The sequence below is a fragment of the Lentzea sp. HUAS TT2 genome (genome assembly GCF_051853195.1).
Classification (GTDB): domain Bacteria; phylum Actinomycetota; class Actinomycetes; order Mycobacteriales; family Pseudonocardiaceae; genus Lentzea.
Genome location: NZ_CP196667.1, coordinates 6,410,626 through 6,430,810 on the forward strand (window position 1 = coordinate 6,410,626; position 20,185 = coordinate 6,430,810).

Below are 20,185 nucleotides of genomic sequence, written 5' to 3' on the forward strand. Positions count from 1 at the left end.
CCGCCCAAATGCCGTTGATCCTCAAACCAGGCACGTCGTGGAACGACGTGTACTCACGGTGCGTCTCCGTTGCACCCGAAGCGTTCCACGACGATCGGCTGCTCAACCACTTCGGCGGCGCGTGGAGCCGGGCGGGCGAGCCGATGCCCGCCACCACCCCGGTCGACGGCTCCACCATCGCGGGCCCGCCCTTCCTCGACTTCGAGGTCGCGGGACGGGCGGTCGTCGCGGCCGTCGACCAGCACATCGAGTGGCGCACCGTGCCGCTGGCCGAACGCAAGGCGCGGGTGTCCGAGGCCGTGGACGCCCTCACCGAGCACCGCGACCTGCTGTCGTTGCTGCTGGTGTGGGAGATCGGCAAGCCGTGGCGGCTCGCCACGGCCGACGTCGACCGCTGCATCGAGGGTGTGCGCTGGTACGTCGAGGAGATCGACTCGATGCTGGCCGGGCGGTCGCCGTTGAACGGCCCGGTCAGCAACATCGCCTCGTGGAACTACCCGATGAGCGTGCTGATGCACGCGATGCTGGTGCAGGCGCTGGCGGGCAACGCCGTCATCGCCAAGGCGCCGACCGACGGTGGCGTGAGCTGCCTGACCCTGGCGACCGCGCTGGCCGTGCGGTCGGGGCTGCCGTTGACGCTGGTGTCCGGAAGCGGGGCGGAACTCGCACCGGTGCTGGTCGGATCGTCGTTCCTGGGCTGTGTGTCCTTTGTGGGCGGTCGCGATGTCGGCAGCGCTATTGCGACGCGCCTGGTCGACTCGAACCGCAGGCACGTCCTGGAGCAGGAGGGCCTGAACTGCTGGGGCGTCTGGGAGACCGACTCCTGGGACATGCTCGGCACGCAGATCCGCAAGGCGTTCGACTACGGCAAGCAGCGGTGCACGGCCTATCCCCGCTATGTCGTGCAGCGGTCGCTGTTCGACAAGTTCCTCAGCGTCTACCTGCCCGCGGTGCGGGACGTGAAGTTCGGTCATCCGCTCGCCGTCGCTTTGCCCGGCGACGAGCTGCCAGAGCTGGACTTCGGGCCGTTGATCAACGACGCGAAGGCCAAGGAGCTCGGTGACGTCGTCGACGAGGCGGTCCGCGCCGGTGGCGTGCCGCTGTACCGGGGATCCCTTGATTCCGGCCGGTTCCTGCCGGGCCAGCAGACCGCCGCCTACCTGGCGCCGGTCGCGATCCTCGACCCGCCGCGGTCGTCGGTGCTGCACCACGCGGAGCCGTTCGGGCCGGTCGACACGATCGTCCTGGTGGACACCGAGGCCGAGCTGCTGGCCGCGATGAACGCCTCGAACGGCGCCCTGGTCGCGTCTCTGGCCTGCGACGACGAGGCTACGGCACGCCGGCTGAGCGAGGACGTCCAGGCGTTCAAGGTCGGCGTCAACAAGCCGCGGTCGCGGGGTGACCGGGACGAGGTGTTCGGCGGGCGCGGGGCCTCGTGGCGCGGTGCGTTCGTGGGCGGTTCGTTGCTCGTGCACGCCGTGACGGAGGGCCCGCCCGACGAACGCATCTACGGCAACTTCCCCTCCTACTCGCTCTACCCACCCACGTGACCTACCGGGCGGACCTGCTCCGCATCGTGCAGACCGTGGTGGCGCCGAACGCCGCGGATGTCGACCAGCACTCCAGATTCCCGCGTGTTGCCCTGAACGCCCTGGGCGCGCGTGGCCTGCTGGGCATGACGATCTCCCGCTCGGTCGGCGGGGGAGGCCAGGACGTCCGCTCGGCCGGACGGGTGGTCGAGGAGGTCGCAAAGGTTTGCGGCGCAACGGCTTCTGTATTGCGCTCGCACTACTCGGCGGCGGCCGTGCTCGATCGCGCAGGCCCGCACTGGTTGCGTGCCGAGATCGCGGCGGGCCGGCATCTCTCGACGCTGGCGGCTTTCGGTTCGTCGGGCGAGATGTCGACGCACGGCGACATCGTGCAGGTGCGGGCGCGCAAGAGCTGGGTGATCGCGGCGGGCGAGGCGGACAGCTACGTCTGGTCGTGCGGCCCGGAGCTGGTGCTCGTGCCCGCCGAGGCGCCGGGGCTGCTGGTCCCGGCCGACCACGCCGGGATGGGCCTGCGGGGCACCGTCGCCACCTGCGTGGAGGCGGATCCCGTGCGGGTACCGGCGTCCAACCTGCTCTGGTCGGAGGAACTGGCGTTCCCGTGGTTCATGGTGCTCGGGGCCGCGGTGTCGCTGGGGCTGATGGAGGGCGCACTGGCGACGGCGATCGGGCACCTGGGCGGCGGTGATCCGCGCACGCGGTCCGACCTGGCCCGGATGAGGCTGCGGACCGACGCGCTCAGGGTGCTGTACAACGACACCCTGTCCGCGGTGACGTGGCATCCGGAACGTTCGGCCGACCGCGTCCGGCTGCTGGCGGTCACCGCGACCGAGGCCGCCGTCGCGGTGACGGACCTGGCGATGAAGGTGTGCGGGGACGCGGCCTTCCGCCGGGACCTCGGCATCGAGCGCCGGTTCCGGGACGCGCGGGCGGCGGCCGCGGTCGAGCCGACGGTCGACGTCCTGCTGGATTCGGTGGAGATCTGACTGTTGGCGGGCTAGGAGGCCAGGGGCAGGAAGTAGACGAGTGCGTCGTTCACGCCGTCGAGCCCGATGACGTCGTGGGCGATGTCGTCGTAGAACCCGCCCACCAGGCCGGTTCTGATGCCGTGGTTCGCGGCCGTCACCGTCAGGTTCTGGGCCAGGTGACCGGCTTCGGTGAACGCGAACCGCAGCGCCCGCAGCCCGTAGGTCTGCCGCAGCGAGCCGAGCCTGATGTAGAGGGCCAGGACGGCGGGGGTGCCGGAGAGTTCGGTGGCGCCCTCGCCGAACCACATCGAGGTCGCCTCCAGGTCGTCGATCGACGGCGCCTCGCCGAACCAGGTGAGGGCGCGCTCGACCTCGTTGACCTCGTACCGTCCCCTTGCCAGGCCGTCGACGTTCAGCGCGATGAGCCTGATCCGGGCGCAGTACTGGGCGCCGGCGCTCGGGTACGGCCACCTGCCGTCCTTCGGGGACATCGCGTTCCACAGCAGCGTCCCGAGCTGTCCGGCGTTGAGCTCGCCGGTCAGGTCGCGGCTGGTCCTGCGGGCCCTGAGGGTGTCGGTGTCCACTGTGGATGGCAGTGAGGTGGTGGACGGCCAGGACTGCCTCGGTAGCGCCGACTTGCGGGGAAGCTGGTCGCTGAAGCCCGGCAGGAACTTGCTCGCCTCCAGGTAACGGCGGTCCGGCGCGGTCTCGCCGTCGTCGTGGAAGTCGGTCAAACCGTTGGGGGACAGGGCGGCGGCCGCGGTCGTCCAGCAGATCATGCGCTCTTCGTTGGGGGTGATGCCCATGCGGTTGAGCAGCATGTGCAGCTGCGATGCCCAGACGTAGGGCAGCCAGTCGTCGAGGCGCTGCTTGGCCTCGTTGATCGTGGTGCGCCAGTGGGCGATGGCGCCTCGAGGTTCGCGGTGCCAGCGCGCGGCCAGGTCGCGGCCGCGTTTGGCGAGGAGCTGGTTGGCGGCGTGCTGGGAGCCGATGGTCGGCGAGGGGGCCTGTTCCTGGACGTTGCGCCAGCCGGAACCGAGGCTGCGCAACCAGCTCGCTGCCTGTGGCAGGTTCAGGTCGAGGGCCTTCGCCGTCGCGATCGTGAGGTCGATGGCGGCGGTGAGGCGGGCGCTGTCGGTGTGCGTCGCCTTGAGCACGGCGACCGCCACCTCGGTGCTGTGGCAGAAGACCTCCTCGGCGATCGGCAGCGCCTGCGGGCCGCCGTACCGTTCGGTCTCCGGGACGTACTCCACCTCGCGGACGTCGCCGTGCGGCAGCCAGTCCGGTTCGCCTTGCTGCTGGCCGAAGTCCTGGGCCTCGATGAGCTCCTCCAGTTGTCGCTGGAGCTTGTCGGCGTTCTGCGCGTTCCTGATCCTGACGCGCAGGTGTGGGCCGGTCTCCCAGTAGCGCAGGAAGTACCACTCGTGGCCGGCCATCGCGGGGGCCAGCGTCTCGGCGATGAACGCGTCGAGGTCCGCTCGGTTCCAGTTCACCCTGCAGTGCAGGCCGGTCCAGGTCACAGCTGCTCCAACGGTGGTTCAGGGAAACGGGTGGGGATGGCCCGCCTGGAGGTTCAGCCGGGGAAGCCCGGTCCGGCGGTGCAGGTGGCCGAACGTCATGGGCAGAGTTCCCGGCACGATGACCTTGGCGGAGTGCAGTCCGAGGGTGTTGGTGGAGTGCGGGTCGGACTGGTCCACCGCGATCAATTCCAGGCCTTGGGTTTTGAGGGTTTCGGTGTAGTGGTCGAGCAGGTCGTGGAGATCGGTGTGGGTTCGCTGGTCGGGGAGGGGGCGCGGGGGTTCGTCGCTGACCAGGGAGCTGTAGCGGTCTCGTGCCTCTGGCAGGGTGTTGACCGCGACGTGGTCGTCCATGCTCCTGACCTGGGTCGGGTCGTGGAGGAGGGTCAGCAGGCGTTCTCTTCGGTACTGCTCTGGGTTTTCTCTCACTCGGTCGGCGAACGCCTCTACGTCGACGGCCACCTCCACCGCTGCCGATCGCATGGCCTTCGTGGGGTCCGGGCTGGCGCCTGCGGCGAAGAACGCCTGGGGGAGGCCTGGTCTGGTGGTTCTGGCCAGGGTCAGCACGGCCGGGATGCCCAGGTCGTTGGTGGCGTTGAGGAACAGCAACTCGTAGCCGAGCTCTTCCAGCCTGTCGGTGAGGTGGTGCAGCAGCGGGTCTTTCGGGAGTTTGATTCTTTGGAGGGGTGTTTGGGCGTACCAGGCCATGAGGAACGCGTCGCGTTCGGCCACCTCGAACAGGCCGTGCAGCACCGCCTCGGTCAGGCTGTTGCCCAGCCCGCAGCCGTTGGACGTCTCGTGGACGAACCGTTGACCAGGCGCTGCCCAGTAGGCGATCTGCTCCGGTACCTGGATCTGGTTCTTTCTCGTGTACGACCAGCCTGGTACCCAGCGGATCTTCAGGTCTGGGTGGTACGTGTTGCCGAAGTCGTTCAGTCCCAGGGTTTTCGGGTCGATTGCCTGGTGTGGTCCCAGTTCGGCGAACGAGGCTTCGAGCGTGCTCGGGGTTTGCGGGCGCATGCCGTTGCGGCGTTCGACGGCTTCGAAGATCGCAATCCGTTCGGCCTCTTCGAACGACGTTGTGCGGCCGTAGCCGGCGGTGTGGGAGTCGAGCTCGGCGGTGACCGTGGCGAGCGGCAGGTTGCCCGTGCGGAACAACGCCCTGATCGGTCCGTGCCGGAAGTCGACCAGTGCTTTCAGCCTGTCCACTGTGGTCTTGTCGTTCGGGGTGCGGAGTTCGCCGTTGGGGGTGGCGGTGTGTTCTGCCAGCTTGGGTTCTGGTTCGCAGCAGGTGCCTGCGGCGATCTGGTGAGTGGCTACCAGGCCGAGGTCGGTGCGGATCGCGATCACCGTGTCGTGCTGCTGGTCCTGGAGTGCTGCTACCAGGGGTTGGAACGCCGGGGCTGTGAGGCCTTGGAGGTTCAGGTGTTGGCGCGGGGCTTCGGCTAGCCGTGCGTTCTCCGCGCACCGCACGCAGATGTCGGCCGTCGGGCCCATCAGGGTCAGTGCGCCGTCTGCCCTGGTGGGTGGTGGTTCCTGGGAGGTGTAGGTGATCATTGGTACGCCTTCAGGCCTGCGGCGCGGAGTTCCGGGTCCAACTGGAGTGGCCGGACGCGGACGCCGGGGAGTCTTTCGATCGCCTGCTGGAGCCGTTCCTCGCGGGTTGTGACGTCGGCGGGCCAATGCCATTGCCTGGTGACCCAGTCCGGGTTGTCGGTGAGTTTCTGCGGGGCGGCGCCGTTGAGGTGGGCGGTACCGACGCGGCCTGCCTGGGCGTACCCGGTGGCGGCGAGGGCTGCGAAGGCCACGGCATCCGCGGCCGTTGCCTCGACGGCCCAGGCCAGGACGCGTTGGCCGTTGCGGATCTCCGCCTTGTACACGCCTGGTGCCAGCCGCTCTGTCCGCACTACCGCGGGTACTTCGAACCTCGCGGTCAGCGCCTTCCACCACCTGTGCGCTGTCGGGTCGCTGGTCCACTCGTTCGCGTCGGCCGGCTCGCCTCGGTGGTGGCGGACGGCCAGTCGCAGGGCCGCGCCTCGGGCATGTGCGTCGTCGATGCCGATCACGCCGTCGGTTTTGAGTGCGGTGAGGGCCGCGTTGAGGCGGGCTGCGTCGGCGGTGGTGCCGATGCCCAGGGCGTCGCCCGAGGTGGCGAGGTTGGCCGGGACCTGGGGGAGGGTGCCGAACCTGGGGGTGTCCACCGGGCCCAGTTCGTTGTCGGTCAGGGCTTCCAGGGCTTGCCACGGGTCTGAGGGTGGTGGGCCTTGGAGGAGTGGGTGGTAGGCGGCGCGGAGTGGGGTTGCGTGGGCTACCAGGGCCATCGGGTAGGAGGGCTCGGTGGCCGGATCTGTGGTGGCTTGGCGGGTGTCGGCGAGTGCCGCGGAGGGGTCGGGCAGGCCGGCGATGGCGCAGGCGAGGCGGTGGACGGCGGCGGATCCGATGAGAGTGGCCAGGATCTCGGGTGGTTCGCCGGTGATGCCGAGCCTTGCGGCGGTGCGCACAGTTACTTCAGTGTTGAGTGAAAGAAGATGATTGGCGGTGGGTGGGAGGACGTAGCCCGCTTCAGTTCCACAGCCCGCCTGGACGGTGAGGCCGGCCGCAGAGATGGTGAGGCCGGCGGCAGAGGCGACGAGGTCGGCGGTGGGGGCGACGAGTTCGCGGCCGGTGATCGTGTCGTGCCTGTGGGCGTCGGGCTGTACAGCCTTTTCCTCTGTCGTGGCCGCCCCCGAGCACTGCACCGTCAGCCCGACCGCCTCCGCAGCCCGGACAGCCGCCCCCTCCAGCGGCCCGCGCGCCGACACCACCACCGTGGCCGCGCGAAGCCGTCGCCAAGCCTCCACCGGCTCCGCGGCAGCGGACTCCAGCCAGTCCGCCACCTCCTGTGAGGGCTCGTCGGCGCCCCACGGTGGCATCTCGACCAGCATGTCGTGTCCCCACAACTGCTCCAGGATCAGCTCGACCGCCGCCCGCACCGCCTCCGGCGTGCCGGAAGGAACCGACAGCGCAGCGCGAGGAAGCCCCGCCGACAGTTGCGGCGCAAGGCGTTGCCACACCTTCCACAGGCCTGACCCGCCGGAGAGCGTGCAGCTCGACGCCCAGCCGCGCAGGTGCAGGCCGTCGGCGGTCTGGGTGGCCTGGACGACCGGGCGCAGCCGCACGAGCATGCGCGTCACCCCACCTTCGGCAGTGCGGCGAACTGGTCGGCCCAGGTGGTGCCGAGGACCTGTTGGGCTGCGTTGGAGAGGAGGTGGGCTGCTGCGTACCGTTCCATCGGGGTCACGTCGCAGATCGCCAGCAGTTGGTAGAGGACGTTGGTGCCTATGCGGTAGACGGCCATCGAGCGCGCGATCGCGGGGTCGGAGAGGTCTACCGTCCACATCGCGGTGTGGTACTCGCTGAACTTCGTTCGCTCGCCGTAGTTGTAGCGGCGGATTGCTGCCTCGTCGCCTACCTCGTAGGCGCGTTCGCCGTGGCGGGGGTTGGGGTCTGAGGTCAGTTGGCCCGCGTCGTAGCGTTCCTGGGTGGTCAGGCGCAGGGCGATGGTCCAGGTCTGCCAGGCTGCTTCCAGGTGGGTGGTGGGGTGGCCTGACGCGACCTGTTCGACCAACTTGCAAGCGGCGGAAGCGTTTGCGGTCCAGATCGAGTCCAGTTTGGACCGGAGCACGCCGTCTGGGTCGCTGGCCAGGAGGAAGTCCTCCACGTGCGAGACGAACGAGTGGTAGCCGTAGCGCAGGCCTGCCGGGTAGCGGCTGGCGTGGACGGCCATCGCGGTCAGCGCGAGGGTGGGACGGGAGACTGACAGCGAGTGGCGCAGGGCCGGGATGCCCAGGCGGAGGCCTTCGGCGCGTACCGCGATGTGCTGTTCCGTGAGCAGGGCGCGCAGGTGGGTGTCGTCGGTCGGCTCGATGCGCACGGAGTTGTTGGGGTGGAACGGGGTGAACGGGGGCAGGAGCAGCTCGGCCACGGCGGCGGACTCGGCGTGGGCCAGCTGCTCGGCCTCGGAGAGTTCCACTGTGGACGGATGTGCGGCCAGGTAGGAGCGCAGGAGGGTTGCCACCAGCAGCGCTGCCGTCGCGGAGGACGGGCCGGTCAGGACGACGCGTACGTGCGGGCCGTGGCGCCAGTGGCGTTCGACGTGGCCGGTGACGTCGGGGAACGTCGCCTCGGCTGCGGCCAGGGCCGGGAGGACGCCGTCGCGCAGCAGGGGTGCCTTGATCGGGTCGTGGTAGTAGCAGACGACGTCGGTCATCCGGGCCTCCGGTAGGTCTCGGCCACCACTTCGAGCACCTGGCCCGAGGGCACGGGGAGTGCCTCGGTCAGGCGGACGTGGTCGCCGTAGCGTGAGGTCAGGCGAGGCAGGCAGCGCAGGTGCAGTGCGTTGGTCAGGTCGGCGTACTGCGGTTTCGGGCCGTTCACGCGCGCCTCGAAGTCCTCGCGGGAGGTGATGACGCCGCCCATGCCCGCGAACAGTTGCGCGGGCACGCCGTAGCGGGCGCGCAGTGCGGTGGCGCCGGCCACCGTGGAGAACGGTTCCGTCAGAGCAGAAGCCGGGAAGTCCCAGTAACGGCGGCCGAGCACGACGTCGCGGTAGCGCAGCCGGTCGGCGATGCGCACGTCGCCGTCAGCGACCACGGGTTGCAGCGGGGTGAGGTCGGCCGCGCCGCAGTTGAGGTCGGAGTACAGGGCGGCAACGCGGTCGGGCAGCGAGATCGGCATGAGGTAGCCGAGGTACAGCACGTCGAGCACCGCTCCGGTGTCCCGGCGGCGCAACCGCAGCTCGTCGTTCTCCTGGTCGTGGAAGACTTCCAGGGCGTCGGGTGTGTGGTCGGCCCAGTGCGGGTCCTCGCCGATCTCCACGCGCCCGAGCAAGGGGTGCAGGTTCGGGTTGAATCCCTGCACCGGCCGGTACTCGGCGAAACCGCGCGGGAACACACCGTCCAAAGTGGCCCGGACGGTCGCGTAGGCCTCGGGCGGCAGCAGGTCGAGGAACCGGCCGGGGAAGCGGCCGAAGCCGTCGTAGACGTGGTTGACCACCAGGCCGTCCGGTGACGGCTGCGCGAAGAACGAGTAGGAGACCGGCCGGGTCCTCATCCACGCCGGCAGCAGGTCCTCGGCGGCCGAGACGACCTCGTCGGTGATCATGCCGTCCCGCACCAGGTCGGCGACCTGCGCGCGGCTCGCCCCGAGACCGCCGGTCGGCGCGCCGGACATGGCCTCGTGGATCAACGGCGCGCAGGCGGCGAGGCGGGCGGAGCGGCCGTGACCGAACGCCGCGACGAACAGGTCGCGCGAGTGCCGGCGGATCGCCAGGTGCCGGTCGAACAGCATCAGCAACGGGGTGAGGCCGGCCAGCTGCCGCACGCCGTCGTAGCCGTGTGCGCGGCCGAGGCGCACGGGCAGCGGCAGCACGACGTCCTCGTTCAACGGCGTGACGTCGCCGAGTTCCACGCCGACGATCGAGCCCAGCTCTTCCCACGACGAGAACAGGGCGGCCAGCGCGGCGGGCCGTGCCGCGGCGTCGAGATCGGCGAACGCCAGCGTGGCGCGGTAGAGCGAGATCAGGCGGTCGGCCAGCGAGGTCCTGCCGGTGTCGCGCAGCCACGAGGCCAGCGCGGGCAGGGCCTCGGGGTCCTGCGGGTCGGCGGGCAGCACCGGCACGAGGAGCTTGATGTCGAGCAGCAACGCGACGTAGTGCTGCGCTCGGTCGGACTCGCCGTCGGGCAGCCGGGTCGCGAGCGCGCTGGCGAGCTCGGCGGGGCTGATGCCCTTGGGGTTCGCGCCGGTGAGGCCGACCAGGAACTGCAGCGGCGGGCTGGACGCGAGTTCGACGTCCTCCTCGATGCCGACGTTGGCGCGCAACGGTCCGCGCGCGGGCACGTCCCGGCGGAACTTCACCTGGCCGCCGTCGTGGTGCACGTCGGGGGCGAGGCGGTGCGGGTGGTCGAAGAGGTGGCTGCGATCGGCGAGCAGGGCTGCGATCAGCCGGGCCAGCAGCACCTGGTTGACGCGCGTGACGGCGACCGGCGTGCCCCAGTCCGGCGTGGGGGCGTCGGGGGACCAGGTGGCCCAGCCGACCGCCGCGTACCAGGACAGGGGACTGGTCTTCGACGTCGCGCGCAGGGCGTAGCGCAGCACGGTGGGTTCGGCCTTGCGGGACCGCTTGTCCCCGGCGCCGGCGCGGGCGAGGCCCTGCCAGAGGTCGCGGCCGCTGAACACGGCGGCCTTGCGCACGGACTCGTTGCCGCACAACGACGCGAGCAGCTCGCGTTCGGCGGCGAGGGCGTCCGGCAGGAGCTGCTCGATCTCGGCGGTCACGGCGGCCCGCTGGTCCATGGCCGTCAGCCACTCGCCCAGCTGCGGAAACCGCGAGACGAGCCCGGCAGCCTCCGCGCGAAGGGAGGGCCGCGGCAACCGTCCGTTGTGGACGTCGCGGCGCAACGGCAGCACGACGGTGCGGTGGTAGGTGTCGGGGTGCGTGCCGGCGCTGTCGTGCAGCAGGTCCGACACCGGGCCGGCCAGCGACAGCAGCGAGGCTTCGAGCGCCGCCAACGTCTCCACCGCCCGCCGGAACGGCGCTGCCGTCGCAGCGCCGTCCGGGTGCGGCAGGGCCGCCAGGCGCACGAGTGCGTATGGCGCGGTCTCTCCCTGCACGCGTTCGCTCACGAGTTCTGGGCGGGAAGCTGGGGCTGCGTGCAGCTGCTGCACGACGAGCTGCCGCACGAGCACGACGAGGCGCCTCCGGAGGCGCCGGACTCCGGCAGCGCGACCGAGTCGCGCAGGGAGGTGACCGCCAGGTCGCCGAGCTCCAGGTCGTCAGGGTCGAACGAGAGATCCTTCATGCCGTGTCCTCACGTCTTCAGTTGTTGTGAACTGGCCCGGGGGCTGTTCAGCCAGGCTGAAGAAGCGCGATACGGCACGGATCGCGCCTTGCTTGATCCCTAGATCCGGGCGCGGACCTCCTCGGCCTTGGGCTCGCCCAGTTCCTCGAACAACGTCACGGACTCCAGCCAGCACTTCTCCGCGCCGCGGCGGTCGCCGAGCCCGTCCAGCGCCAGCCCGAGGTTGTCCAGCGACTCGGCCTGCCCGTAGAGGTCGCCGATCGCCCGGAACGTCTCCAGCGCCCTGTCGATGTACGACGCGGCCTCGGGGAAGTCGAGCAGCCCCCGGTACACCTCGCCGATGTTGTTGAGCAGGATCGCCTCGCTGTACGGGTCCTTGATGTCCTGACGGATCTCCAGCGCCCGCAGGTACCGCGACAACGCGATGTCGAACCGGCCCGCGTCGGCGTGCAGCAGCGCGATGTTGTTCAGCGTCACGGCTTCGGAGTGCAGGTTGCCGAGCTCACGGGCGATCTCGGCGGACTGCTCGTAGCACGCCAGCGCGTCCTCGGAGCGGCCCTGCACCATGTAGACGATGCCGAGGTTGTTGAGGGTCGGTTCCTGCCGGGACCTGTCGCCGATCGCGCGGAAGATCGCGAGCGCCTGCAGGTTGCACTCGATCGACTCGTCGTGCCGGCGGACCTCGCGCAACGCGATGCCCAGGGTGATCAGCATCCGGCCCTCGGCGGCGCGGTCACCGACCGAGCGCGCGGCGGCGAGCGCGACGCCGTGCGTGTCCAGCCAGTCCGCCCAGTGCTTGCGCAGGTTGAAGAAGTCCCACAGGCATTGAGCCAGGCTCCAGCAGTGCTCCGCCAGCTCGTGCTCGGCGGCGTCGCGCACCGCCGCGACCAGGTTCGCGCGTTCGGTGTCGCACCACAGCAGGGCGGCGTCCCTGTCGGCGAACGTGCGCGGGTGCACGGCAGGGTCCGCGGGGTTGATCTCCAGCTTGCGCTGCGGGTTGAGCTGCTGGGCGCTGTGCCACGACGTGTGCACGTACCAGTCGAGCACGCGACGCCGCGCCAGAGCCCTGGCCGGCGGTGGTTCGGCGGCCGTGACCTGCTCGACGGCGTACGCGCGCAACAGGTCGTGCAGGCTGTAGCGGCCGGGAGTGTGCTGCTGCAGCAGGTGTTCGTCGAGCAACGTCTCCAGCAGGTCGCCGGCCTCGTACGCGGTCAGCCCGGCGAGTGCGGCGGCCGAGTCGGCGGTGACGTCCTCTCCCGGGTGGAGCCCGAGGAGTCGAAACAGACGCCTCTGGTTCTCCGGCAACGCCTGGTACGAGAGGTCGAACACGCCCCGGATGCCGAGACCGCCTCCCCGTTCCAGCTGCGCCACCAGGTCCCGCGTCGTCCACTGTGGACGACGGGCGAGACGCTTGGCGGCCAGCGCGATGGCGATGGGCAGGTGCCCGCACAGGTCCGCGATGCGTTGCGCGGCCTCGCGATCGGCCTGCACCCGGTCCTCACCGGCGATCCTGGACAGCAGCGCGAGCGCCTCACCGGGCGTGAAGACGTCGAGGAAGACCGACTTCACGCCGTCGAGCCGCAGCAGCGTGCGGCGGCTGGTGATCAGCACCATGCAGGTGGGGCTGCCCGGCAGCAACGGCAGCACCTGGTCCTCGCCGGCGGCGTTGTCGAGCAGCACCAACGCGCGCGTGCCCGTCAGCCGGTCGCGGTAGAGTGCCGCCCGTTCCTCCAGCGACGGCGGGATCTGCGCGCCGGGCACCCCCAGCAGCCGCAGGAAGCTCTCCAGCACGGCGGACGGGTCCGCGGGCAGCTCGTCGGGGTCGAAGCCGTGCAAGTCGGCCCACAGTTGCACGTCCGGGTAACGCTGAACGAGCCGGTGCGCCGCACGGACCGCCAGCTTCGTCTTGCCGACACCGGCCATGCCCTCGATCGCGGAGATCACGACGGTGGTCTGCGGCCCCGGTTCGCACAGCCGCCGCAGCTCGGACTCCCGCCCGGTGAACTCGGCGATGTCCATCGGCAGCTGCCGGTGCGCGTTCAAAGCCGCGGGCGAGGGCACCCGGCTTTCGAGGATCACCTGCTGCAGCTGGCGCAACCGCGCGCCCGGCTCGACGCCGACCACCTCGACCATGTGCTTGCGGGCCGCCACATAGGCCTCGAGCGCCTCGCCACGGCGGCCGGAGCGGTCCAGCGCCAGCATCAGCTGGGCCCAGAGCTCCTCGCGCAACGGGTGCAGCGCGGACTCCCGCCGCAGCCGGTCGATCACGTCGTCGAACCGGCCGAGCTCCAGCGACGCCTTGGCGAACCGCTCGACGGCCGTGAGCCTGCGCTCCTGGATGCGGGTGAACTCGGCGCGCAGCAACGGCCCGGCGTTCAGCTCGGCGGTCGGGATGCCGTGCCAGCTCAGCAGCGCGCGGCCGAAGAGGTCGGCCGCCGCTTCCGTGTCACCGTCCGAAAGAGCGTTCTCACCGTCGCGCACGAGCTGGTCGAACGCGTCGAGGTCCAGCTCGCCCGGCTCGACCACGAGCTGGTAGCCGTGGCCGGGATGGGTTTTCAGCCGTTCGCCGAGGACCTTGCGCAACCCGGCGACGTACGTGCGCAGGTTCGACTCCGGCGACACGGGCGGCGAGTCCCAGACCGCCTCCGTCAGCTGTGCGACGCTGACCGCCTCGTTCGCGTGCAGCAGCAGCATGGTGAGCACCGCGCGCTGCCGGGGTCCGCCCAGCTCCAGCAGTGTGCCCTCCCGCCGAACCGCCAGCGAGCCGAGCAGCAGGAACTCCACGGGTATATCGCTCCTCGATGATCCAGGCGTTGGGGTGCAAGACCATCCTCGCGCACTTTGCGGCGGTCTGTGCGCGGCCTGGGCGAAATCTGTGCACGCCCCCTGTCATCTTTGTGTCCAGAACCGGTACCTGCGCCGCCAGGCCCGAGAAACTCCTGGGAGTGGGGGTCGGCGCAGTTGCCGGGTCTGGTTCCCCCAGAACCCGGCCGGCGTGTGAAAGTCACCGCGCACGTCGGCCAACTTTCCGCAAGACCGGTGGCCCGGACGGGTCCCCCAGACTGAAACCGGGCCACCACCTTGCGGAAGAGGGGTCAGACCGCCCAGCGGGCGCGCAGGACTGCCGCGAACGCCTCGAACTCGGCGGTCATCGACACTTCGTCCGGTTGGAGCAGCCACTGCTGCTGCAAGCCGTCGATCACCGCGATCGTCGTGCGCACCAGTGTGCCGACGGGTGCGTCCGCCGCGATCTCACCCTGTTCTTGACCTGTGCGCACGGCATCGGTCAGCCATCGCTGCAGATCGCTGTAGTGCTGACGCACCCACGTGTGCGCGGGATGTGCGGGTTCGGTCGCCTCCGCCGCCAGCCGCACGAACAGGCCGACCAGGTGTGGCCGCGTCGAGTTGCGCGCCACGAGAGCGGCCAGCGCGTCGAACGCCGCCCAGCCCAGCGGAGGTCCCGCGCTGCCGGCCAGGAAGTCGCCGTCCTGCTTGTCGCGTTCCTCCAGCACGGCCGTCAGCAGCGCGGCCTTGCTCGGGAAGTGGTGCAGCAGACCGGACTGCGACAGTCCCGTCCGCGCCGCCACGGCCGCGACCGAGGTTCCCTTGAAACCGGTCAGCGCGAACAGTTCGGTCGCGACGGCCACCGCTTTGGCCCTGGACTCCTCACCGGAGACGTCCACCCGCGACTTGGCCCGGTATCGGGGCGGGACCGACACGGCGTCACCTCACTCCTGATCAGCGGGCAGGGTAACGCGGACGTCGCCGAGGCCGCGGGCGATCAGCACCTCACCACCGACCGGCTGCCAGCCGTCCGTCCACACCCGCTGGGCCCTCGGGTCGCACGGCACCTCGACGCGTGCGGTCCGACCTGCCTCGACGTCGGCCACCGCGAAACCGATGAGGCGGACAGGCTCGCCGGCCGGGCGGAGGTAGACCTGCACGACCTCGCGGCCGGGCCGGTCACCGGTGTTGGTCACCTCCACCGCCACAGCGCCGACCACACCGTCCACAGTGGACGCGCTGGCGGTGCCGTACTCCCAGGTCGTGTAGCCGAGCCCGTGCCCGAACCAGAACAACGGGTCGGAAGCGCCTCGGTAGCCGATCGCAGTGCCTTCGGAGTACACCAGCTCACCGTCGGAAGGGACCAGCGGCAACGCGTCGGAGTCGGCGCGCGGGAACGTCGTGACCAGGCGTCCAGCGGGTTCGACGTGCCCGAGCAACGCGGCCGCCACGGCGTCACCGGCCTCCTGGCCGGGAAGCCCGGCCCACAGCACGGCGTCGACCTGCGCGAGCCACGGCATGAGCACCGGTGTCGCTGCGTTCACCACGACGACGGTGTGCCGAGCGGCCGCGGCCACCGCCGCGACCAGCGCGTCCTGCTCGCCGGGCAACGCGAGCGTGGTCTTGTCGAAGCCCTCGGTCTCCTGCTCCTCGGTGAGCCCGACGACCACGACCGCCACGTCGGCCTCGCGCGCGGCCCGCACCGCAGCGCCGATCGCCTCGGCGGGAGAACGGGGTACCGGCTGGGTGATCAGGCCGACCAGCGCGCTGGCCTCGCGGACACGGGCCGTGATCCGGTCACCGGGGGACAGCAGGACCTCGGCCGTCCAGTGCGGCGGCTTGAGCAGTGCCTCCTCGACGATGCCGTTCGCCCAGGCCAGCAGCGTGGCGTACTGCCGTCCGCCGACGTCCATGGTCCAGTCGCCGAACCCGCGCACACCGACCAGCATCCGCGTCGGCTCGTCCAGCACGACCTCGCCGGACACCTCGATCGACGCGGCACCCTGCGCCCAGCCGCCGTACGCCGCGAGCTCGGCGATCTCCATCTCGCGCGACGCCAGGACCTGGCCGTCGGCGTCGTAGGTCGTGGCGCGGATGTCCTTCAGCACCCCGGCGCCGGGAGCGGCGTACCGCAGCCGGACCTCCACACCGTCCACAACGGACACCGCGGCGCCGAGCTGTGAGGTCAGGCCGTCCGCGATGCTGATGACGTGCGGCGGCCGCACCCCTGCCGAACCGCCGCCCTGCGCCACGGTGTCGATCGCGTGCCGGCCGATCAGCGCGACGCGGGAGTCCTGCAACGGCAGCACACCGGAGTTCTTCAGCACGGTCATGCCACCCGCCGCGAACCTCCGCAGCTGCTCACGGCGCACCGGGCTGTCCGGCGCGGGCAGATCGCCGGGCCACGTGCGTTGCTCGCCGAGCGCCCCGGTCCGCGACGCCAGGAGCAGCAACCGGCCCAGGTGGTCGTCGATGACCGACTCCGCGACCTCGCCTGCCTGCACGGCCGCGACCAGCTCGTCCTCCCACGGCCCGCCGGGACCGGGCATGACCAGGTCGAGGCCGCCGTTCGCGCTCGCCGCCGTGGACTTCGTGGCGAACCAGTCGGACATGAGCAGGCCGTCGAACCCCCACTCGCCCTTCAGCACGCCCTCGACCAGTTCGGTGTGCTCGGTCGCGGGAACGCCGTTGACCAGGTTGTAGGCCGCCATGATCGCCCACGGCGCCGAGTCCTCGACCACGATCTCGAACGGCAGCAGGTAGATCTCGCGCAACGTCTTCTCGTCCAGCACCATGCTCGCCGTGCGCCGCTCGGTCTCGGACTCGTTCGCCACGTAGTGCTTCGGCGTCGCCGCGATGCCCTTGTCCTGCAGGCCGCGCACGTACGCGGCGGCGATCGCGCCAGTGAGCAGCGGATCCTCGCTGTAGGCCTCGAACAGCCTGCCGCCGAGCGCCGTGCGGTGCAGGTTGATCGTCGGGCCGAGCACGACGTGGACCTGTTGTGCCGCGGCCTCGTCCGCGAGCACCTCGCCGACCTCGCGGGCCAGCGCGGTGTCCCAGTGCTGGGCGAGCAACGTGGCGTTCGGCAGCACGCACGCGATCGTGCCGCCCCTGAGCTCGGCGCCGCGGACACCGGTCGGGCCGTCGGACACCTTCAGCGACGCCAGGCCGATCTCCGGCTCCGCGTGCAGCGCGAACAGCGCGGATCCGGTCAGCAGCCGGACCTTTCGGGGCAGGTCCAGCTTGGCGATCGCCGTCTCGATGTCCATGCCCCGAGCACACCAGAAGCACCGACTGAGTGGTCGGTCGGTATATCGGCCCGTTATCGCTCGGTTACCTGGCAGTGATGTGACGCGACGCGGCACACCCGTGGCACGCCTTGGTTTGTGTCCAAGGGGAGGGGAATGGTGATGAAGATCGAGGTGCGGCTCCTCGGGCCGCTGGAAGTGCGCGGACCGAACGGGCCGGTGCACTTCACCGGGGCACGGCGGCGGGCCGTGTTCGCGATGCTGGCGCTCAGAACCGGCCGCCTGGTGTCGAGATCGGCACTGGTCGACGGCCTGTGGGGCGAGGACGTGCCGCCCACGGGCACCAAGACGCTGCAGGGGCACGTGGCGAAGGTCCGCAGGGCGCTGGAACTGGCCGGCGCGGACGGCGTGGTGCTGACGCGCGAACCCGGCTACCTGCTCGACGTCACACAGGTCGTGGTCGATGTCGAGGAGTTCGAGGAACACCTGCGGTGCGGCCGTTACACGCAGGCGCTGGCCCTGCACCGCGGCGACCCGCTGGCGGACTGCCCGGTCGAGGGCTGGGCGGCCGCGGAGGTCGTGCGGCTGCGGGAGGCGCTGGCGTTCGCGGAGGAGAACCACGCGGCGGCGCTGTGCCTGGACGGCCGTTACGCCGAGGCCGTGGCCCAACTCGAACGGCTCGTCGCGCTGTACCCGCTGCGGGAGTCGTTGTGGGACCTGCTGATGGAGGCCCAGCACCGTGCCGGTCGCGCCGGTGACGCGCTGCGGACGTACCGGCGGGTGCGGGCGCTGCTCGTGGAGGAGTTCGGCATGGAACCCGGCTCAGCGTTGCGCCGCAGGGAGGCGGCGGTGCTGGCGGGCTGAGCTGAAGCGCCGCGACCCGTGTCGGGGGTGCGGGTCACGGCACTTCAGCGACCGGCCAGTCCGTCCCCCTCGGAAGGACTGACCAGGACAGGTCGTGGCTCGCCCTGGGGGGTGCGAGCCACGACCCGGTCCGAACTGGTTCTCCCCTTGGCCGCAATTCTGCGAAGTCCTGGTGGCGAACCGGTGGCCGGGCGGTGGTCAAGATCAGTGCGGTTGGTACGAACAGCGGTAGCCCGTGGTCACGGTTGCGCGCAACGCGTCGGCCGTCGGCTGGTCGGTCGCCGCGATGGTGTCGATGGCGCGGCGGATCGCCTTGCGCACGGCCGTTCTGGCGCGTTCGGCCGGGCCCGCGAAGTTCCGGCCGCGCCCGCCCATGCCGGTCTCGCGTTCGAGATGGCTGAGCAGCGCTTCCAGTTCGGCCTCGGCGCGCGGCGTCGGGTTGTCGTCGAGTTGGGCGCGAAGGTCGCGGATGCGGGTGAGATAGGCGGCGCGGGCCACCGGGTCGAGCACCGGCTGGTTGCCGCTGTCCTGCCCGCCGACGAGCTCCAGCGCGGAGATCTCGACGCCGGGATCGGCCACGAGCCGCGCGAGGTACCGCATGCCCACCAGGTCCTCGACGCGGATTTCCCTGCCGTGGTGGGACACGACCCACCACACGTTCTCCTTGCGGATCAGGATCAGGCCGGACAACCCGTCGCGGGCCTGCGCCCACATCGTCGCGCGCGCGGTCATGCCGATCGCGTTCGCGTCGTCGATGGCGACGTCGAACAGCGCCCGTCCCCGTTCGCCGCCGGTGGCCTGGGCGAGGGTGGCGCGGGCGTAGGCGGTCATCGGCAGGTTGCCGAGCCGGATGTTGGTGGTGACGGCGCGTTCCAGGTGCTCGGTGGCGAGCGCGGAGTCGCCGAACGTCGTGGCGGCGATGCCCAGCAGCAGCTCGGTCGAGCCGAAGCAGACGATCGCGGTGGCCGGCACGACGGGCAGCGGCGCGAACGGTTCGAGCAGCCGGTAGGCCTCGCGGGCGATCTCCGCCTCGCCCAGCGCCGCGGCCACGTGCACCACGCAGAACATGCACGTGATCCAGGTGCTGGACAACGGGACGGCTGTGAGCCCGTTGATGGTGAGCCGGTGCAACGCCGACCGCGCGCGATCCCGTTGGCCCGCCTCGAGAGCCAGCAACGCGAGCGCCGCCTCGAAGCTGAACTCCAGGTCCGGCAACGTGGGGGAGTGCGTCACCTGCTCGGCCAGGTCGACCAGCTCGCCGCCGCGGCCCTGCAGCCACCGGATCGCGAAGAGGTGCGTGCTGTGGAACGTCTCCGCGTCCACGTCACCTGCCTCGAGCCCGAGTCGCAGGCACGCCAGGGACTTCTGCTCGGCCTCGGCGAACCGTCCCGCGCGGATCGTGCGCATCACGTCCATCGCGGAGTGGAAGAACAGCAGGGCCGGGTAACCGGACGCGCGCCGGGCCAGCTCGACCTGCGACCGTTCCGCGTGCGGGTCGCCCAGGCAGAACAGATCCATCGTGCGGCGGCACAAACCGCTGAGCGCCAACAGGTCGAGCCCCGCCGCGGACGCCACGGAGATCAGCTCGTCGGCCAGCGCCAGCCGGAAGGCGGTGTGCTCAGGGGACCACAACGCGTGATGTGCCAACGACAAGGCCTCGGCCAACGTCAGCTGGTCACCGGTGTTCCTGGCCTGCTCCAGCGCCTGCAGCACGGACTCGGTCTCGCGCCGGTCGTAGGCGTGCTCGGCCGCGAGCCTGGTGATCAGCCTGGTGCGCAACGGTTCGGCCGGCTCGGCGGTCAGTGCCTCGCGCAGGCGGGCGATCGCCAGCGCGCGATCGGCCCTGCCGCGGTACTTGTTGACCCACATGCCCGGCAGCCCGAGCGCCGCCTCAGGGTCGCCGTCGCGCGCGGCCTGGTCGAGCAGGTCCCGTGCCTCGGTGATCCGGCCTTCGGCGAGGACGGTGTGCGCGCGGTGGACGAGACGGACCGTGGCGCTGAGGGCGGTGGTGCCGGTGGAGGTGACAACGATGACCACAGGCAGCTGGTGCACGCTCCCGGCCACCAGCTGCGTCAGCTGGAACGCCTCCTCGCCCGCCACGTCGACGTCGTCGATCAGGATCAACGCGGGTGTGCGCTGGAGGACGTCGAGGACCTTCTGCGCGCACACCTCGGGTTCGGCGTCCAGTGCCGCCGCGTCGCCGCCCAGACCGGCGAGGATCGAGTGCCACGGCCAGTACGCAGGGGCGTCCGCGCGGCAGGTCGTCCAGACGACGGCGAGCCCCTGCGCCTGAGCCAGTTCCACGGCCCGGACCAGGTACTGCGTGCGTTCCGCACCCGGTGGCCGGGTGACCGCGACGAGCTGCCCGTACCCCAGTTCCGCCTGTTCGAACGCCGACTCCGGCACCAGCACCGCTTC

General features: G+C 70.8%; 13 protein-coding genes. 3 read left to right on the plus strand and 10 right to left on the minus strand.

Translation table 11 applies throughout. The features are described from left to right. The first annotated feature begins 8 nt into the window (after nucleotides 1–8). Together ACSHWB_RS31230 and ACSHWB_RS31235 are read left to right on the plus strand one after the other, a co-directional pair. Nucleotides 9–1,550 (plus strand): aldehyde dehydrogenase family protein, encoded by a 1,542-nt coding sequence (locus tag ACSHWB_RS31230; protein WP_439656858.1) that lies wholly within the window; start codon nucleotides 9–11, stop codon nucleotides 1,548–1,550. Next, the gene (locus tag ACSHWB_RS31235) at nucleotides 1,547–2,533 is read left to right on the plus strand and encodes an acyl-CoA dehydrogenase family protein (protein WP_439656859.1); all 987 of its coding nucleotides are present in this window, start codon (nucleotides 1,547–1,549) and stop codon (nucleotides 2,531–2,533) included. The genes ACSHWB_RS31230 and ACSHWB_RS31235 overlap by 4 nt, the downstream gene beginning before the upstream one ends. Nucleotides 2,534–2,544: 11 nt before the next feature. On the opposite strand, the gene ACSHWB_RS31240 is transcribed toward ACSHWB_RS31235, so the two are convergent. The 9 genes from ACSHWB_RS31240 to ACSHWB_RS31280 form a co-directional block, all read right to left on the minus strand. Further along, entirely contained in the window at nucleotides 2,545–4,035 is a 1,491-nt protein-coding gene (locus tag ACSHWB_RS31240; protein WP_439656860.1) for a thiopeptide-type bacteriocin biosynthesis protein, read from the minus strand. Between the two features lie 18 nt (nucleotides 4,036–4,053). Beyond that, a complete protein-coding gene (locus tag ACSHWB_RS31245; RefSeq protein WP_439656861.1) occupies nucleotides 4,054–5,589 on the minus strand; it encodes a YcaO-like family protein in 1,536 nt (511 codons plus the stop codon). Further along, on the minus strand, nucleotides 5,586–7,205 hold the full coding sequence (locus ACSHWB_RS31250; protein ID WP_439656862.1) for a hypothetical protein: 1,620 nt from the start codon (nucleotides 7,203–7,205) through the stop codon (nucleotides 5,586–5,588). Before ACSHWB_RS31250 ends, ACSHWB_RS31245 begins: the two co-directional genes overlap by 4 nt. Further along, nucleotides 7,202–8,281, minus strand: a complete 1,080-nt coding sequence (locus ACSHWB_RS31255; protein ID WP_439656863.1) for a hypothetical protein — start codon at nucleotides 8,279–8,281, stop codon at nucleotides 7,202–7,204. Before ACSHWB_RS31255 ends, ACSHWB_RS31250 begins: the two co-directional genes overlap by 4 nt. Further along, nucleotides 8,278–10,695 carry a lantibiotic dehydratase gene (locus tag ACSHWB_RS31260; RefSeq protein ID WP_439656864.1) on the minus strand — a complete coding sequence of 806 codons (2,418 nt, stop codon included), beginning with the start codon at nucleotides 10,693–10,695 and terminating at the stop codon, nucleotides 8,278–8,280. Before ACSHWB_RS31260 ends, ACSHWB_RS31255 begins: the two co-directional genes overlap by 4 nt. After that, a complete protein-coding gene (locus ACSHWB_RS31265) occupies nucleotides 10,692–10,871 on the minus strand; it encodes a thiazolylpeptide-type bacteriocin (protein WP_439656865.1) in 180 nt (59 codons plus the stop codon). The genes ACSHWB_RS31260 and ACSHWB_RS31265 overlap by 4 nt, the downstream gene beginning before the upstream one ends. 99 nt (nucleotides 10,872–10,970) lie before the next feature. Next, entirely contained in the window at nucleotides 10,971–13,655 is a 2,685-nt protein-coding gene (locus ACSHWB_RS31270; protein ID WP_439656866.1) for a BTAD domain-containing putative transcriptional regulator, read from the minus strand. 311 nt (nucleotides 13,656–13,966) lie between these two features. Next, nucleotides 13,967–14,590, minus strand: coding sequence for a TetR/AcrR family transcriptional regulator (locus ACSHWB_RS31275; RefSeq protein ID WP_439656867.1), 624 nt, complete (start codon nucleotides 14,588–14,590; stop codon nucleotides 13,967–13,969). A 9-nt stretch (nucleotides 14,591–14,599) separates the two neighbouring features. Continuing rightward, nucleotides 14,600–16,924 (minus strand): glycoside hydrolase family 3 C-terminal domain-containing protein, encoded by a 2,325-nt coding sequence (locus tag ACSHWB_RS31280; RefSeq protein ID WP_439656868.1) that lies wholly within the window; start codon nucleotides 16,922–16,924, stop codon nucleotides 14,600–14,602. Between the two features lie 141 nt (nucleotides 16,925–17,065). On the opposite strand from ACSHWB_RS31280, the gene ACSHWB_RS31285 reads away from it, so the two are divergent. Then, nucleotides 17,066–17,767: an AfsR/SARP family transcriptional regulator gene (locus ACSHWB_RS31285; protein ID WP_439656869.1), complete on the plus strand. Its 702-nt coding sequence runs from the start codon at nucleotides 17,066–17,068 to the stop codon at nucleotides 17,765–17,767. Between the two features lie 204 nt (nucleotides 17,768–17,971). Here ACSHWB_RS31285 and ACSHWB_RS31290 read toward each other — a convergent pair whose 3' ends face one another. Then, complete coding sequence (locus tag ACSHWB_RS31290; RefSeq protein ID WP_439656870.1) at nucleotides 17,972–20,179, minus strand: hypothetical protein; 2,208 nt, start codon at nucleotides 20,177–20,179, stop codon at nucleotides 17,972–17,974. Nucleotides 20,180–20,185: the final 6 nt, after the last annotated feature.